The organism is Candidatus Nitrotoga sp. BS, from assembly GCF_927797785.1.
GTDB lineage: Bacteria > Pseudomonadota > Gammaproteobacteria > Burkholderiales > Gallionellaceae > Nitrotoga.
The window spans coordinates 1-15413 of sequence record NZ_CAKMLL010000008.1 but is presented as its reverse complement, the minus strand read 5'-3'; the positions used below and the strand labels follow the sequence as shown (position 1 = coordinate 15413).

General features: G+C 49.2%; 17 protein-coding genes and 3 pseudogenes. 6 read left to right on the top strand and 14 right to left on the bottom strand.

Annotated elements, in window-relative coordinates; translation table 11 throughout:
- Positions 1 to 55: 55 nt before the first annotated feature.
- Positions 56 to 364: a HigA family addiction module antitoxin gene (locus tag MJ769_RS00570; RefSeq protein WP_239233900.1), complete on the bottom strand. Its 309-nt coding sequence runs from the start codon at positions 362 to 364 to the stop codon at positions 56 to 58.
- Between MJ769_RS00570 and MJ769_RS14590 the strand changes: the two genes are divergently transcribed.
- Entirely contained in the window at positions 342 to 680 is a 339-nt protein-coding gene (locus tag MJ769_RS14590) for a hypothetical protein (RefSeq protein WP_445083048.1), read from the top strand. The genes MJ769_RS00570 and MJ769_RS14590 overlap by 23 nt on opposite strands.
- 197 nt (positions 681 to 877) lie before the next feature.
- Here the strand turns inward: MJ769_RS14590 and MJ769_RS00560 are convergent, their stop codons facing one another.
- The 8 genes and pseudogenes from MJ769_RS00560 to MJ769_RS00530 all read right to left on the bottom strand — a co-directional run.
- Positions 878 to 2158, bottom strand: a complete 1281-nt coding sequence (locus MJ769_RS00560) for a TIR domain-containing protein (protein WP_239233898.1) — start codon at positions 2156 to 2158, stop codon at positions 878 to 880.
- A gap of 153 nt (positions 2159 to 2311) precedes the next feature.
- The gene (locus MJ769_RS00555; protein ID WP_239233897.1) at positions 2312 to 3193 is read right to left on the bottom strand and encodes a 4a-hydroxytetrahydrobiopterin dehydratase; all 882 of its coding nucleotides are present in this window, start codon (positions 3191 to 3193) and stop codon (positions 2312 to 2314) included.
- A gap of 168 nt (positions 3194 to 3361) precedes the next feature.
- Entirely contained in the window at positions 3362 to 3595 is a 234-nt protein-coding gene (locus MJ769_RS00550; RefSeq protein WP_239233896.1) for a hypothetical protein, read from the bottom strand.
- On the bottom strand, positions 3592 to 4473 hold the full coding sequence (locus tag MJ769_RS00545) for an IS91 family transposase (RefSeq protein WP_445083047.1): 882 nt from the start codon (positions 4471 to 4473) through the stop codon (positions 3592 to 3594). The genes MJ769_RS00550 and MJ769_RS00545 overlap by 4 nt, the downstream gene beginning before the upstream one ends.
- Positions 4380 to 4670, bottom strand: coding sequence for a transposase zinc-binding domain-containing protein (locus tag MJ769_RS14585; protein ID WP_445083046.1), 291 nt, complete (start codon positions 4668 to 4670; stop codon positions 4380 to 4382). The genes MJ769_RS00545 and MJ769_RS14585 overlap by 94 nt, the downstream gene beginning before the upstream one ends.
- A gap of 17 nt (positions 4671 to 4687) precedes the next feature.
- Positions 4688 to 5242: a tyrosine-type recombinase/integrase gene (locus MJ769_RS00540; RefSeq protein ID WP_305854669.1), complete on the bottom strand. Its 555-nt coding sequence runs from the start codon at positions 5240 to 5242 to the stop codon at positions 4688 to 4690.
- Positions 5170 to 5541: a site-specific integrase gene (locus MJ769_RS00535; RefSeq protein WP_239233894.1), complete on the bottom strand. Its 372-nt coding sequence runs from the start codon at positions 5539 to 5541 to the stop codon at positions 5170 to 5172. Before MJ769_RS00535 ends, MJ769_RS00540 begins: the two co-directional genes overlap by 73 nt.
- 289 nt (positions 5542 to 5830) lie before the next feature.
- A pseudogene (locus MJ769_RS00530) lies at positions 5831 to 6007 on the bottom strand (DDE-type integrase/transposase/recombinase); the annotation flags it as partial.
- Positions 6008 to 6698: 691 nt separating this feature from the next.
- Between MJ769_RS00530 and erpA the strand changes: the two are divergent.
- Together erpA and MJ769_RS00520 are read left to right on the top strand one after the other, a co-directional pair.
- The gene (gene erpA / locus MJ769_RS00525) at positions 6699 to 7049 is read left to right on the top strand and encodes an iron-sulfur cluster insertion protein ErpA (protein WP_239233893.1); all 351 of its coding nucleotides are present in this window, start codon (positions 6699 to 6701) and stop codon (positions 7047 to 7049) included.
- Positions 7050 to 7142: 93 nt separating this feature from the next.
- Positions 7143 to 7991 (top strand): annotated as a pseudogene (locus MJ769_RS00520) (IS5 family transposase).
- 319 nt (positions 7992 to 8310) lie between these two features.
- Here the strand turns inward: MJ769_RS00520 and MJ769_RS00515 are convergent.
- The 4 genes and pseudogenes from MJ769_RS00515 to MJ769_RS00500 form a co-directional block, all read right to left on the bottom strand.
- A complete protein-coding gene (locus MJ769_RS00515) occupies positions 8311 to 9414 on the bottom strand; it encodes an anhydro-N-acetylmuramic acid kinase (protein WP_256445668.1) in 1104 nt (367 codons plus the stop codon).
- 25 nt (positions 9415 to 9439) lie between these two features.
- A complete protein-coding gene (locus MJ769_RS00510) occupies positions 9440 to 10753 on the bottom strand; it encodes a M23 family metallopeptidase (RefSeq protein ID WP_239233891.1) in 1314 nt (437 codons plus the stop codon).
- Positions 10754 to 11066: 313 nt separating this feature from the next.
- The gene (locus tag MJ769_RS00505; protein ID WP_239233902.1) at positions 11067 to 11237 is read right to left on the bottom strand and encodes a hypothetical protein; all 171 of its coding nucleotides are present in this window, start codon (positions 11235 to 11237) and stop codon (positions 11067 to 11069) included.
- Positions 11221 to 12165, bottom strand: a pseudogene (locus MJ769_RS00500) (IS1595 family transposase). Before MJ769_RS00500 ends, MJ769_RS00505 begins: the two are co-directional and overlap by 17 nt.
- 421 nt (positions 12166 to 12586) lie before the next feature.
- Between MJ769_RS00500 and MJ769_RS00495 the strand changes: the two are divergent.
- The gene (locus tag MJ769_RS00495) at positions 12587 to 13132 is read left to right on the top strand and encodes an Lcl C-terminal domain-containing protein (protein ID WP_239233890.1); all 546 of its coding nucleotides are present in this window, start codon (positions 12587 to 12589) and stop codon (positions 13130 to 13132) included.
- 192 nt (positions 13133 to 13324) lie between these two features.
- On the opposite strand, the gene MJ769_RS00490 is transcribed toward MJ769_RS00495, so the two are convergent.
- The gene (locus tag MJ769_RS00490; protein ID WP_239233889.1) at positions 13325 to 13489 is read right to left on the bottom strand and encodes a hypothetical protein; all 165 of its coding nucleotides are present in this window, start codon (positions 13487 to 13489) and stop codon (positions 13325 to 13327) included.
- 216 nt (positions 13490 to 13705) lie between these two features.
- Between MJ769_RS00490 and mscL the strand changes: the two genes are divergently transcribed.
- Together mscL and MJ769_RS00480 are read left to right on the top strand one after the other, a co-directional pair.
- Positions 13706 to 14110 (top strand): large-conductance mechanosensitive channel protein MscL, encoded by a 405-nt coding sequence (mscL, locus tag MJ769_RS00485; protein WP_239233888.1) that lies wholly within the window; start codon positions 13706 to 13708, stop codon positions 14108 to 14110.
- 656 nt (positions 14111 to 14766) lie between these two features.
- On the top strand, positions 14767 to 15177 hold the full coding sequence (locus MJ769_RS00480) for a hypothetical protein (RefSeq protein ID WP_239233887.1): 411 nt from the start codon (positions 14767 to 14769) through the stop codon (positions 15175 to 15177).
- Positions 15178 to 15413: the final 236 nt, after the last annotated feature.

Below are 15413 nucleotides of genomic sequence, written 5' to 3'. Positions count from 1 at the left end.
AGAAAAAACCTGAATTATTCAAGAAGCGCGTTTATAACCAGCCGGGACTTGACACTTAGGCAACAACTTGCTCTCGAACCGGGACCACACGCTCAATGTCTTGGAGTGTCGCAAGGGTCTTCAAGTCATAGTTGGCCTGCATGACCAGCCAAGACGCCGCGTCACCACCGAAGTGCTTGGCCAAGCGAGCTGCGGTATCTGCTGTAACTGCACGCCGCTCCTTAACGATCTCGTGAATGCGGGTCGCCGGTACACCCAGCGCGACGGATAGCGCGTTGACGCTGAGCCCAAGGGGGGCTAGATAGTCTTCCCGCAGCACCTCGCCAGGGTGAACGGAACGCATGCGATTGATAGGACGTGTCATAGTGATTCCTTCAGTGGTAGTCCACGATCTCAACGTCGGTAGGGCCAACATCAGTCCACACGAAGCAGATGCGCCACTGAACATTGACTCGAATGCTGTGCTGACCCTTTCGATCATCTTTCAGCGCTTCCAGGTGATTGCCAGGAGGCGCCTTCAAAAACGCCAGTGTTTGCGCCGCGTCCAGTTGGGCGAGCTTACGTTCCGCAACCTTTGCCAAGGCCCTGAAGCGGCGAGGGCTCTTTCCCTCGTAGAGCGCCTGGGTGTCCTTGCACTTGAACGACTGGATCATGCCATGAGTGTATTACGCGTCGCGTAATATTGCAAGGGAATTTGTGGCGAGGCCGCCAGGAGCGGTTTATGTGAAGCCTAACGCCTCACATCACCGGAAGCCAAAAGCAGAGCGAGGAACGAGCGGCGCTTTTGGCTGTCCGAGTGCATGTGATTGTTATGCAATTTTCAATTGTTAAGCAAATGCCAAGCACGAAATAAAAATAATTCACATTGAGCTTGCATTCATGCGTGATTGTAAACGACTAATCTTGTTTGATTTAAAGATTGTTGGATGAGATTCATATTACTTTGGATTTTTTCAATGGTTTTTCCGCCAACCTTTATCAAGACAATTCCGGTTCTTAATCGACTAAAAAAGTCCTTTTCGTTCGTAGCGCCACACCTATTGGATGCAACAAAATTAACTTTACTCATCTCATCAGAAACCGCCTGTAAGCTCCTTGCGCCTCCTATAATCGCTGTCGCGTCTGCAGTGGATCTTAATTTCTTCGATTTCCCAAGGCTAGATAACTTAATATCTTCAAGACGGGCTCTACTATTTGAAACGGTTGTATTTGTTATTAAAGCAATATCTGCAAGCAAAGTATATGGATTCTCATCTCCGATTTCCACCTGAAAGGCAGCCACCTCAAGTATTTTCTTTTCTGCGTTCACCGCGAATGTGGCTAACAATTCAGCATCAAATGAACGCGCAATAAATACTATAGCCTTTTTCTCTTTTGCCGCTTCCTCCAGTAACGGCAAAAGACCTCTCAAATCATCAATATTCAATTCACCATCGAAAACCAATATGCATGGATCATATAATACGACGGTTTGATTTTCTTGATCCGTTATGAAATAAGGAGATAAATAGCCACTCGCGAACTCAAGGCCGGATACCGACTCAACGGTCGTTCTCACTGCATGCCCTTTTTCTACAACAACAGGACCATGTCTTTTGGCTTTTTCTAGTGCCTCGACAACAATCCCTCCTATTTCCGCATTTCCATTAGCAGCTGCAATTGCTAACGCCAGAACGCTCTCTGGATGATTGACTGGATGCGACAGCAGTTTAATCTGCTCCTGAATTGCTTCCTTTGGATTAAATTCATGGGCTACCTGCGTGGGCTCGAATGTAATTTGCTTTTGGACTGTATTATCACTGATGCTGTAGAAGAACTTCTCTTCCACAAATTTATCGGCAGTACTCCTAATATACTGAGTGCCAAGAAACATTGAGAACGGCTCACCCCGTAGCAAAATTGGCCGAATGCTTTTTCCGTAGTGATCGGCAACGTGAATTTCACGCTTCACCCATCTCGAAGATGCGGCATCGGGAGTCATAACCAGAACAAAATATTTACACTCTTTGATTTCTTGTTCGATTTTTTGCCACCACTCATCTCCAAAGTCAACGCGTTCATCGAACCAATAAGAAATTTGGTAAACCCTTAATGCTCCCGCCAATTGAAGGGTAAAATCGCGGTCAGCGCGTGCATACGAAAGGAAAACTTGTGCCATGTTTATCTACTGATCTCGCTACTGCTTGGCATAACGTTTGACATGAGCTGCTCGCGGAGGCGGCGCGGGCTTGGCCCAGAATGAAGTGAGGGCCAAGCCCGCGCTGCCGGAGCGAGTCCGCTCGATGGAAGGGTTAGGCATCTGCGCACGTATCTATGCCTTCTTTGCCACAGCCTTTGCTGCCATGTTCATGAACAACGCCAGATTTAGGTCATAGATTGTGACTCTACGCTGGGCATCCCACGTCGTGAGCGATACAGTAACGTGATTGAAAACGTTGCGCCACTCCGGGTGGTGGTCCAAGATTCGGCAGTGATTGGAGACCATAGCCATGAAGTCTGCCGCCTGATCGAAGTGTCGAAACTTGAAGGTCTTGACCAAATACTTGACCTCGGCGTTTCCAAAGTTGTCTATGTACCAGCCCTCGTAGTCGTCGTAGTGAAGTATTTGGGTCAGTTCCGAATCCGCGAGGGGTTGCGTTCTTGCCTTCGCCAAATCGGGCTTGGGGTATTCGTCGGCATCCGGTCGCTTCTTTAAGGAAAGCTTGACAGCGACCCGATCGAGCAGCGGGCCGATTGCCGCCGGCCAACTAGCGTAGTCAATTTGCTCGGCGTGCAGTTGTTCAAGGTAGGCGATTGACTGCGGGACTTCGAACTGCGCAAACCCTCTGTCACAGTCAGCGAAGAGGGGAAGAATTACCCGGCTTGCAATCCCGGCGTTGGCCGCCATCGAAGGCTCTAGAGCCGCTGCCCTTGAGTACTCCAACTCGTTGACCACCCAGTCCGTACCGGCCGAACTCCCAAGAACTTCGCCCTTTCGGGGCATCCAATTCCTGCCTATAAGGACAATCGTCGCGTGCGCCGAATCTATCAAGCGTCGTAGTTTTTCTGGAAATGGATCGCCGACTACCATTTCTTCTACATCTACCGAGACTCGGACGAATTGCATTCGCTTCTCTATCTCGTTCTTGAGAAGTAAAGCGATCGGCGCTGTATCTTGCCGACGATAGCTAATAAAGAACGTAAACGGTTGCACTTGATGTTCTCCTCTGTCGTACTGTGACTGACGCGAGGCTACTCTTGCTGTAACTCAAGATGCCTAACGAATAGCGTTTATCTGCCGCCCTGCCCAAACGCGTTTAACCCGCTTCCCATGATGGCGGCAGATAAACCTTGTTGAACTGAACCTTACGGAGAGCGGAACCTATGGGGATTGTAAGGTTTTGCGGCAGATCGTCAACTGCATGATCGGGGCGTACGCCAGTGAGTGAGGAATAAGCGGTTGATCCTGAGCATACTTTCTGCAGCACATTGCTGCCTGAATACCGCGCAAAAGGTTTAATGCAAACGCCATTCCTGCCGTATGGACGAGCGCATCCACGACAGGTGTAAACACACGATTGCCGGGACGGCGCAATAAAAAATAGAGAAACTTCATGACAGCTTCTGAGGCGGCGCGCGCGGCATGTGCGGGGGAATCGCCTGTACTACCCTTAACTCGCCTTCACCGCAGTGCGGACAGTTAAGCCACTCGATGCCCGTCACCCGCCGCATGAATGCTTCCACCGATTCCACCACGACAGGGTCGGGCGCGGGCACGTTGAGCGCCATGCGCGCGGCGGCTAGGTTAGCGGCTTTGTGCGCAGGGCCGAGCAAGCCGTAGTGACAGATACGCTTGAAACCACTAGGCAACATGTGTTGCATGAAACGCCCGATAAACTCGCCCGCTTCTAGACGCATCACTTTCTTCCGATTACCGTTGGCTGAATCGCGCATCCTAAAGCGTACATGATTCCCATCCATGCCGAGGATGCGCTCGTTGGAAATCGCCACCCGGTGCGTATAGCGCCCGAGATATTCCAGTACTTGCGCCGGGCCGCCCAGCGGCTGCTTGGCATATACCACCCAGTCGTGGCGGCGCAAAGCGGCTATAAGGGTGTGCCATGATGCATCGTCTCGCGCTGGGTCGTAGCGTAAGCTGCCCGCCTTGCGCACCGCATCGAGCGCGTCCATGAATTTGCCCCGGTAAACGACAGACATCGCCTTCACCGGGAACAGGAAGCCGCGCTTCGCGCTTACCCACTTGCCCTCCGTAGTGAGCGCGCCACCTGCTGCTAAAGCGTGGATAGGGATATGCCTACCCAAGTCTTGCTTCCAGGTATGTAACACCAGCGTAAAACTGGGCGTGCCGCCCAGCCAATGCGGATTGGCGGTGAACGCATTCAGCGTGTCCGCCACCGCACCGAACAATAGCTTGTATAGCGTGCGCGCATCGCACCCTGCCAGTCCGTTGAGGACGTGAGGCAAGGTGAACACCAGATGAAAATACGGCACCGGCAACAGCTCTCGTCTTCGCGCCGCGAGCCACAGCGGTCGCAGCACTCGATATGCCCACCCAGAGATTGGGTACAACAGGCGACGATCGCTCGCCACACCGTGTCCTGGACAACAGGCAGTGCGTGCGTATCGAGATAGGGTTGGCCGTGTTTGCGTAAGATGTCGGCTAAGCCCACACCGTGAGACACGACGGCTAGCGTAGGACAGTGTCGAGTAACTCCAGCCGCGAAGTGGTGCCGGTCAGCTTGCTTTGCGCAAGATGGAAATAACGCATGGTGGTCGAGACATGGCCATGCCCCAGTAGCCGCTGGATAGTGTGGATGTCTACGCCGCCGGACTCAAGCAGGTGTGTGGCGAAGCAGTGGCGTAGGGTGTGGATGCCGCCTTGGTGTTTCAGTTTGGCGCGGTCGCGCGCAGCGCAATACATGCGTTGTGCCATGGTAGTGCAGATCGGCCCGGTGCCGGTCATGTTCGGAAATAGCCATGTGTGCGGGTGATACGAGCGCCAGTAATCGCGCAGGGTTTGCAGTAAGACGGGGGAAAGCAGGGTATAGCGATCTTTGCCGCCCTTGCCACCCCGCACTTTGATGCACATCCGATCCGGGTCACTCTCAATATCCCCTATTTGCAGCGAGCATAACTCGGTAACGCGCAGCCCGGCGGCATAGGTCACCATCAGTAAGGCGCGGCGCGCGGGTTGGGCGCCGCAGCGAGCAGGCAGCTTACTTCGTTCCGCGATAACACGCATGGGAGGGATTTGGGTACCTTCGCCATTGGGATGTCGAATCGGGCTTGTGGACGACGCAACACCTTGTCGAACAGAAAACGACAGGCACTGGTCGATTGGTTCACGCTGAAATAAGCGAGCTTGCGCTCGACGATCAGGTGTAGGTGGTAGGCCTTGGCCTCTTGCGCCGTCAGTGTGTCCGGCGAGCGGCGGTAATGCTTCGCGAGTGCGCGTACCGCAGCCAGGTAAGCTTCTTGTGTGCGCGCCGCAAACCCACGCAAGATCATTGCATCATTCATCTGCTCACGTAACGTCTTCATCTTCGTCTCCTTGATATGATCGGGGACATCCCCCGCAATCAAGGATCGAAGATTTCTACGTCATTTGCAGCAAGATAAATCAGAAGGTTGAGGTGGGATGCGATGGGATCGGAGTGCCACCGCGTAGCGGTTTAGTTCAACCTTACTTTATGCAGCGGAAACACGCTGGCCCCAGTGTTCGGTTGTTTTTTGTTTCTATTTCTGGGTGAGCTTTTTCTTTCTCATAGTATTTGTCCACAATCTTTGCGCCGCCACCAAAGACGTTATCCAGTGTGTTCGATAGCCGTCACGACAGCACTTTACGCGAGTACCAGTCAATCACGGCCACCAAGTACACGAACCCGCGCGCTAGGCGGATGTACGTGATGTCTGTACTCCATACCTGATTGGGGCGGATTACGTTCGCGTCTCTGAGCCGGTATGGATAAACCTTGTGCTGCGGATGTGGACGGCTGGTATTCCGGTAAGCCCCATCAACCCCTGCACCCGCTTGCGGTTGGCCTTGTGCCCCAAGCACTCGCAGGTAAACCTTGATTTTTGCGGCTGCCGTGAAATGGATGCCGGGCGTATTCAGAATTAATCAGCGCCAGTGGTTCGATGGTGCAGACCCATTTCCTGCGGTTTTCTATTGGCTGATCACAGACATTTTTTGAGCTAATCCAGCTCCATCTTCAATCGGCCTATCCTGGAATACAGTCGCTCTGGTTCGCCAGCGATGTCTGAAATCGCGTTGGCCAGTTGCACGTTCATATGGGTTAACGTTTGTTCATGTGCTGTATATGCCGACCTTGAGAGGCCAGCAACATATCACGTTGTCGAGATGACGCATGCAATTCATCCATCGGGCGAAACCGGACAGTAGACCATAGTTATCAACTGTTGCAGCCACTGCCAGTCGAGAACATCTGTCTTGCGACCGGAACATGAACGCTATGACTTTGGTGGTACCGGTGACCATTTCCAGCTACACTGCGTTTTATTCCTCTGGCATCGGTAGACACTAACCGTAGCATGTCAACTTAATTTAAAGTACAATAAATCAGCTAAGTATTAATTCTAGTCTTATGGCTACTTGGATAATTCACTGACTAAATAAGTTAAAGGTATTCGAGCTAAATAGTAAGGAATGAGTAGCTAACTAATTTATGGAGGTAATAATGAACGCAGTAACCGAAATACAAGATCCACTGGTGTTTACCGACAGTGCGGCCAATAAGGTTAAAGCAATGATTGAAGAAGAGGATAATGCCAACTTAAAGTTGCGCATTGCCGTAAGCGGTGGCGGCTGTTCCGGATTTCAGTATGGCTTTACTTTAGATGAAGTAACCAATGAAGATGACACCGTACTGAATAAAAATGGCGTCCAGTTGTTAATTGACCCAATGAGCTTTCAATATCTAGTGGGCGCAGAAATTGATTATCAGGATGGGTTAGAAGGTTCGCAATTCGTAATCAAGAACCCAGGTGCTACTTCCACCTGTGGTTGTGGGTCATCTTTTTCAGTTTAATTGAAATATTATAATAGGGCACCTCGAAAAACTCTTTTTTTGAAGCTCTTTTGATAAAATTCACCTGTCTGAACTCGAGTCCTACCAATGCCGATGAATCTCCGTAGCGCGATCAAGAAAGACCTGTTTGCCGCCGACCAAAGGCAGGAGAAGGTAGACCGCCTGGGCGATCCGCTCCTGGTATTTGAAGAGCATATCGATTTTGTGTTGCGCTAGCAAAAGAAGTTGATCGGCTAGCGCCTAGGCCGGAAAACTTGCAAGGTGGTCGTCCACCGTTCCCCACCGAGACGATGATGCGCATCTGTTCCTGAAGCGGTGCAACAACCTCTCGAATGAACAGATGGAGTATCAACTGCTTGACCGGATGAGCTACCAGCATTTCTGCGGACTGACTGATTCGGCGTGCGTTCTGGATCGTACCACCGTCTGGACTTTTGAAAACCGAATTGGCGAAGTGGGTGCCCAGGCTTTATTCGATGGTATGGAGCAACAACTGCTCAAGCAAGGCTACAAGCTGTCAGTGAACGTAGACCGACGCTACAAGGTGATCCGCAAGATCGAGACCGACACAGCAAGCACCCATGACAGCCAGCACTTTGACGCCGTACTGGACTCGGACAACACCTGCCGAGAAGTCTATGCCGATAAGGGCTATCCGAGTGCTGCACGGGAAGCACAGTTGAAAGAAGCGGGATACCGCAACTACATCCAGCGCAAGGGTGCGCGCAACCATCCCCTTTTGGCACGGCAGGAAAAGCGGAACCAGCGCATTGACAAAACCCGTGCCCGAGCAGACATCTTTGCCGGCATTGAATAGATGGGCGGCAAACTGATTCGCACTATCGGTCAGGCACAGGCAATTTTGCCATGACCATGATGGCGGCCAGCTACAACCTCAAGCGTCTGATTTATCTTAAGCGGGCTGGAATTGAGGCATTCTGACGTTCTCAATAAGCCGAATTGCTTAAAAAATGAACGATTCTAGGTAAAAAATAGGGTGGAACTGCGCAACAATACGCAATCCATCGAAGAACCTGAACCGGGTTTGCTCGCGTTCATAAAATTCAGGCCGGAAAGTTTGAAAGCTATGGTTTTTGAGGTGTCCAATTAATGTAGCTATCTAACGAGAGGGCACATACCCTCTCGCATTTTTTGCGCTTTATAAATACATTCCCATTTCGATTTCCAGAGGAAACTATATAACAACGTTAATAATGCAAATTATATGATTAACATCAAGGAAGTTACGACTACCAAAAAATTAAGCTGAATAATGCGCGCCAAGAATGCAGGGGTGACGTGCACCAGTGATGGCGGTCAAATTAACGCTAAATCCATTTAATCGTTGCTGTGCTAGCCAAGCAAAAGCGATGGCCTCCAGCCAGTCAACTCCTAGGCCTAACAGGTCAGTAGTTTGAATTCGGCAATTCGGCAGGGATATGCCCAGGTTTTGCACTAAAGCTTGATTATGTGCGCCACCACCACACAAATAAACCTCTTGCGCGCCATCACAAAAACAATGGATTGCGTCTGAAATAACGCGACTGCTAAATGCGAGCAAAGTAGCCTGTACGTTGACAGGTGCTTCGTCACCACGTAGCTGGCTGTTCAGCCAAGCTAGATTAAACAAATCACGCCCACTGCTTTTCGGTGGCACGGCATGCAAAAAAGGTTCGTCCAGTAACTTCTGTAGCAGTGCCGGAATGATCTGTCCGCTGGCGGCCCACGCACCATCCCGATCATAAAACTCTCCACACTGTAGAGTAATCCATGCATCCATCAGCATGTTGCCTGGGCCACAATCGAAGCCAGTTGTATGTCGCTTAGGTGGCAGATTGGTAAGGTTGCTGATGCCACCGATGTTGACAATAACGCGATGAATGTTTGGGTGGCGCAAAACTTTGTCATGAAAAGCAGGGACTAGCGGCGCGCCCTGCCCGCCTGCGGCGATATCACTGCTGCGGAAATCACTAACCACGGCAATGCCACTCAATTCGGCCAGCAAAGCCGCATTGCCCAGTTGCAGGGTATAACCTTCGCTAGGGCAATGTCGTATAGTCTGCCCGTGGCAGCCAATTGCGCGTACTTGCTCAAGCGCGATGTTAGCTGCTCGCAGTAAGGCTGCCGTTGCTGCCGCATACAAGCTCGCCAATTCATTACTGATGAGCTGCATCTGATGTAGCTCATCATTTGCAGCGTGATGCAGGACGAGCAGCTCCTCTTTGAGCCTCTTTCCGTAAGCTTGGAAGTAGGTAGCTAGTAACTTTGGGTAGCCGGCTGACAAATCGACCAACACAACATCAATGCCATCCAAACTGGTACCAGACATGATGCCTATATAAAATTCAGAACTGTTATTAACTATTTTATTATGCTCAGCATTATTTTTATCAATCAAGTTTAGCCAAGTTGGTGTCACGCAACAAGCCCAAGCGAACTGTCAGGCCACGGGTAGCTTCTTGGAAGGCAAGCTTCTGCGTATAGCCCAGTGGAGCGGCATCCGGCGATATGGCTCGCAATGGATCGCGATGCTGAGCATTGACCATGAACTCATAATGCAAGTGTGGACCCGTGGCCAAGCCAGTCATACCAACAAAACCAATAATATCCCCCTGTTCCACACGTTGCCCGAGGCGCAAGCCGTTAGAAAATCGAGACAAATGTCCATATAAGGTAGTGTGGTTGCTCTGATGCTTCACAATCACAACATTGCCATAACCGCCTTTCCTACCGACAAAGGATACCGTCCCGTCGGCAGTTACCTTAACCTTGGTACCTCGCGCTGCGGCATAGTCCACGCCTTTATGCGAACGCCATTTGTTCAGCACCGGGTGAAAGCGCGACAGACTAAAGCCGGAACTAATGCGTGAAAATTCGAGTGGTGAGCGCAAAAACACCTTTCGTCTGCCCTTACCGTCCGGCGTGTAATAATCACCATGACCATTGTTATCTTTGAAATACACCACACGGTAGCTCTCGCCTTTATTAATGAACTCGGCAGCCTGGATACGTCCGGCACGAACAGGTTCGCCGTTGCTATAATTCATTTCGTAAACTACGCTAAATTTGTCTCCTTTGCGTAGGTCACGATGAAAGTCAATATCGCCACCAAAAATTTCAGCCAGTTGAATTGCGGTCGTTTCCGGCAGGCCGATTGTATCGGTCGCAGCAAATAGAGAGCTACTAATCTCGCCAGTCCGCATGAGTAAACGTCTCTCAAGCAGTGGAGGTTGAATGCTGCTCTTAAGACCGCTGATACCTTTCTCAATCAGTACCTGGTTGCCTTTATTATCAATATAACGCAACGTCAGCAGATTACCATCAGCATTGATTTCAGCTTGTATAGATTTACCTACGGCAAGCTGACGGAAGGACGCTGCGGCTTGATCGCTACGTAGATATTTGCTGGCAGAGGAATCTTCTACCTGCATACGGCGTAGGAGCTCAGTTACTGTATCTCCGCGCTGCACACGTTCATTGCGCCAAAATGTGGCTGCCTTGGAATTGGTGGTGCTGGCAAGAGTTAAAGCATCATGGGGCAGAGCGATTTCTTCCACGACCATTGTAAGGGGTGTATGGATATTGTCAGGCTGCGGTGCAATTCCAAATGCAGTGACCACGCCAAGCAAGGGCAGGCTGGACAAGGCAACGAACCAGCGCAGCTTTGATTTTTTTTCTTGTGTCAGGGTGTTTCGGCTTAACATTTGCGTCTCCTAGCTACCGCGTTCTCTTAAGATTACGGACGCCTTATTCAAAACTTGAGAGCGATTTTACCAGAAAGCAGCCGTCTCTCAAAGTTCATCGGCCAAATACAGACCAATGGTTAAAATATAGTAACAAGCGGTTGAAATATATAGGGCACCTTAAAAAAGGTTCACCACGATCGCCTTTGAGGCGACAACTAGCCTGACACAGGAAATCAGTTACTGTCAAAATTTTGAGGAAATACGCCCCTGTTGCCCTTTTTTTATTTCCCATGCTCCAAAGGCGGGCACGTATTAAGCATATCTTTGGCGCTTAGATGCAAATGCGTGGACATATCGTGCGCGAGATAAAGGCATCTGTCGGGCGGCTTGTGTCGCCAACGTGTTGTACAGCCAGCTTGGCATCAAACGAAAAAGTCAGCTCTGACGTGTAATTAAATCTAAACTGGGTATACCCTTCAAGCACGTTACTGGGTTTTTCCATGAACAATCAAGTTATAAGGCGCCGGTGCAACGGCGATGGCTTGCTGCACCAGTCGGTAAAAAAGCAATCCGCGTGCGTTTGAATGGCGGCGGTTGAAGCGAAACGTGAATTCGTCGAGGTAATAATCAAGATGTTGATGTTGTATGCCACCCTGGAGCGTACCGAGCAGTCACTGCTTGAGCAGAGCGGCGATGGTATGCACGGCATAAGCTCATGAGCCTGTTCCTAGCTGGCGCTGATAACGGTTACTTTGTGAGGATAGCCCGCCTCCTCAAGGCCGTTATATCCCCTCCATCCATCCGTAGGAATAGTCGTGCCGGGCTCAGCGACATCCCGGACGAATTGCTTCAGGCTTTCGGCGGAAGCGTCCTTGATGTGGCTCAGCCGGATGCGCCCGATACCCTTGCCGCGCTTTTCGGCAGCCACGATACGATAGCCTTGTTCTCAACCTTGTGCCCGCGCATGCCCTCTTCAGGGCCGCCAACAAAGGTTTCGTCAATTTCGACTTCGCCGGAGAGTCGGTCGCTATCGAGCCTCACCATGGCGCGGCGCAGCTTTTGCAGCCAAGTCCAGGCCGCCTCGTAGCTGCCCAGCCCCAGAACGCGCTGCAAACCCAATGCGCTCATGCCATTCTTTTGGCTGGTCAAAAACCACATCGCCAGAAACCACAAACGAAGTGGTTTGTGAGTGTCCTGGGATACCGTGCCAGCCGTAAGCGACGTGCTACCGTCGCATGTCCTGCATCGAATACACCGCGCACGCTCACCCAAGGCTCTCCAACGACACTGCAGCACTCACAAACAAAGCCACCCGGCCAGCGCAAGCGTTGGATATAGGCACGACAACCAGCCTCGGTGCGGAAACATTCGTCCATTTCGACAAACGTACGGGGGTAGTCAACGCCAGGAATCGGGGTCGCATTTTCCATCGCATAGAAATATCACCATCTGCTTTGTGCGACAAAGGGATGCCCAGCAAATCTAAAATTTAGATGGCAACCTAAAGAAACATGAGAAACTACAGCTTATTGAGATTTTTTCGCTTACTTGTAGAGGCGTCCTATACTATGACAAGGACACCTCTACGAATCCAACTTTCGTCACAATACGATGTTACTCGAATAAAATTACCGATTACATATCAACCATATGCTGATCTCAAATTTTAACTCGCGCATTGTCTTGCCTAGAAAGCTGAATTTTTAGCGACCCCTTAGATACTATTCATTGATAATAATAACTACACTACATAACTGTAAACAATTTTTGTTATAAACCAATCATGAGCGATATCACGCAAATTTAGGTATCAATCAATCTATCTCAACCAATATTAAGGAGACCATCATCATGAAAACCACCACCTCCCTTCCGCTGAACGATAATCAGGCCGAACAAGGTAATCCTGATGTGGCTATACCGGCCAGATTTGATATTTCTGAGGATGGCAGCGAAGTCACTGACAACAAGACTGGCCGAATCTGGCGGCGCTGTCCTGAGGGTATGATGACAAGTGCGAACGGCTGTACTGGGGTCGCAGCCGCTTATACTTGGGATCAAGCACTCGCATTGGCAAAACATGAAGCGATGTCCACTGGTAAAGCTTGGCGCTTGCCTTTTGCAAATGAACTGTCAAGCATTGTGGACACAAGCGTCAGAAATCCGGCGATTAATACAGCCGCCTTCCCAATGAAATGGCCAACTCCGGCTGCACATTTCTGGTCTATAGAGCCTGCGAAGGATAACTCGTCTTTTGCTTGGGGTGTCAGTTTTTATGATGGGAAAGTTGATTTCCATCAACGCGGAGATGGTGGTCGAGTAAGATTAGTGTGCACGGGACAGTTTGCCGTTCCTATTGATGCTTCAGGGGGTGTGGAAAATTCAGTTTATCCATAGTCGCGATGGAAGCACGGATTTTGCCAAGCACTATTTTAAGAAGCGCCTGTGTTGTGCTAAAAATCTGCTATCGATCTTAAGGTATCCCATAAAGTTCATCAATAACTAGAAGTGGATGAGCAAATTTTGAACGTTAGATTGACTTGCGTTCACGCCTTAATATGCAAACTGAGTGTAATTACTCAAAATAATTTACCGTTCAATTTTTTGAGAATTTATAGGGAATACAAACTCATCCTGCGTCCACCCCACATTGCTGTTGCCATAATGGTTTGCGGCTATGCCGCAGGTGTGCTCAATCTCGGCAAAATCACGCTGGGTGTCAGCTCGGCTGGGCTGAAATAAAATTGTAGGCATAACAAGTTTGGAAGGGCTACAGTTACCCTTCGTTGCGCAGCCTGACCTTCGTCAGATGTAATCAAATTTTAAAACTCATCAGCCGGATGAGCTGGGAAGCATATTTATAAGCAACTTGATTCAAGAAACGGAGGTGCTCTTGGGTAAACTGATGGGAATTAAGCTATACATCATAATTTTAATTTATTGACTCACTATATATGAAGGAGAGATACCATGAGCATGATGGGAGAGTTTAAGGAGTTTGCCGTCAAGGGCAATGTTGTCGACATGGCCGTAGGTATTATCATTGGAGCTGCGTTTGGTAAAATTGTTTCATCTTTAGTTGGAGATGTAATCATGCCGCCAATAGGAGTTTTATTGGGCGGGGTTGATTTTGCAAATTTGGCATTCATCGTTCAGGAGGCCAAAGGAGAAGCGCCCGCTGTTGTGATCAGCTACGGGAAGTTCATCCAGTCAATAATTGATTTTACTATTATTGCCTTTGCAATATTTCTGGCTATAAAAGGTGTAAATTCATTAAAGAAGAAAGCGGAAGAGAAACCGGCAGAACTGCCAAAAATTTCAAATGAAGAAGTGCTCCTTACGGAAATTCGTGACTTACTTAAGGAGCGAACATAAGCTGAGCACATGAACTTCGCTATGTCATGCATTTCACGCCGACCTCGCCATTTTGGCTAAGCATGTTCGAGCGCTTCTTTCGCGACATTTCCACAGAGCGGTTGTGACATAGCGGGGTTACTAGTGTAGTGCGTCATAAATAACGGCACTTATGACAGCATTGACTACCAGGCATTACTGAAAGGCTGAGAAATAATCAAATTTTTCTACGGTGCGTTTAACAAGGGCATCACTACCAGCAAAATCGCCATCAGAAATGATGATGCAGAATTTTGTCTAATTGATGGTTTTATTGCGCTAACTCAAGTTGATTTTTCTTGTTGTTACTCATCATCCCACCATCCTGTCATTGCAGGAATTGCCGACGCACCTGTGCTTCTATTACTTCGTCGTTTAAGTGGCTCCGATATTAATCAGCATACCTCGAAAGCTTTGCGGAAATCTCACGATCACATATTACAATTGGCCATGTAGCGACACATACCCATACTGTTGAATGATATTATTAGGAGCATGATTACGCTAGGGCGCTAGAGCGATGTAGTACTGGCAATGCGTAACACCCTGATTCAAAAATTGAAGGGCCGCCACATAAAGCATACTATGTATCACGAACAACTCAACCTACACCACAACACGAACAGGAGAGCAAAACCATGGCATTTGTGAATGAATACGTTCCAGAGGAGGATATTAAGAAATACGGATTAGAGGAAATTAACCGGTGTTATGGCAAATCGAATGTGCGGCCCGATTGGACTATTGATCGCGAGAATGACATCTACCTTCGGTGGATCGTGTCAGGCGAAGAAGAATTCAAAAACCAACACGACTTCACCTTTTACTGGAAAGGAACATTGATATTTGTCCGGCTTCGGATTAGCAATGGAAAACTACTGGGCACCAGAGGTTGGGCAAACTGGCGGCTGGTTATAATGAATCTACCAGAAGAATTAGAGGAAAAAAAACCAGAAATCATTGCCGATTTAAAAGCCGCACTTGCAGCCTATAAAGATTTCGGAGTTTACTCGACCATGATTGAATACACCGCTTCTTTTGAATTTTAAAAACCACTGTCGATAGCTAAGTAAGTACGATTTGACCTGGCAGCAGCCGAAGCACATTAAGAAATCTGACAGTATGTGCAGCGTGCGTCTTAAATATTTGATCCGAATAAAAACTTGCCTGACCTGGTTTCACTCAGGGTAAAAGCGATACGGCAATGGGTCCTTCAACTCCAAGGCTTATGGGCACCTCTAAAAATCCCCTATCTCTGTAATCGAATTTGCTGTGTTTTGCGTTA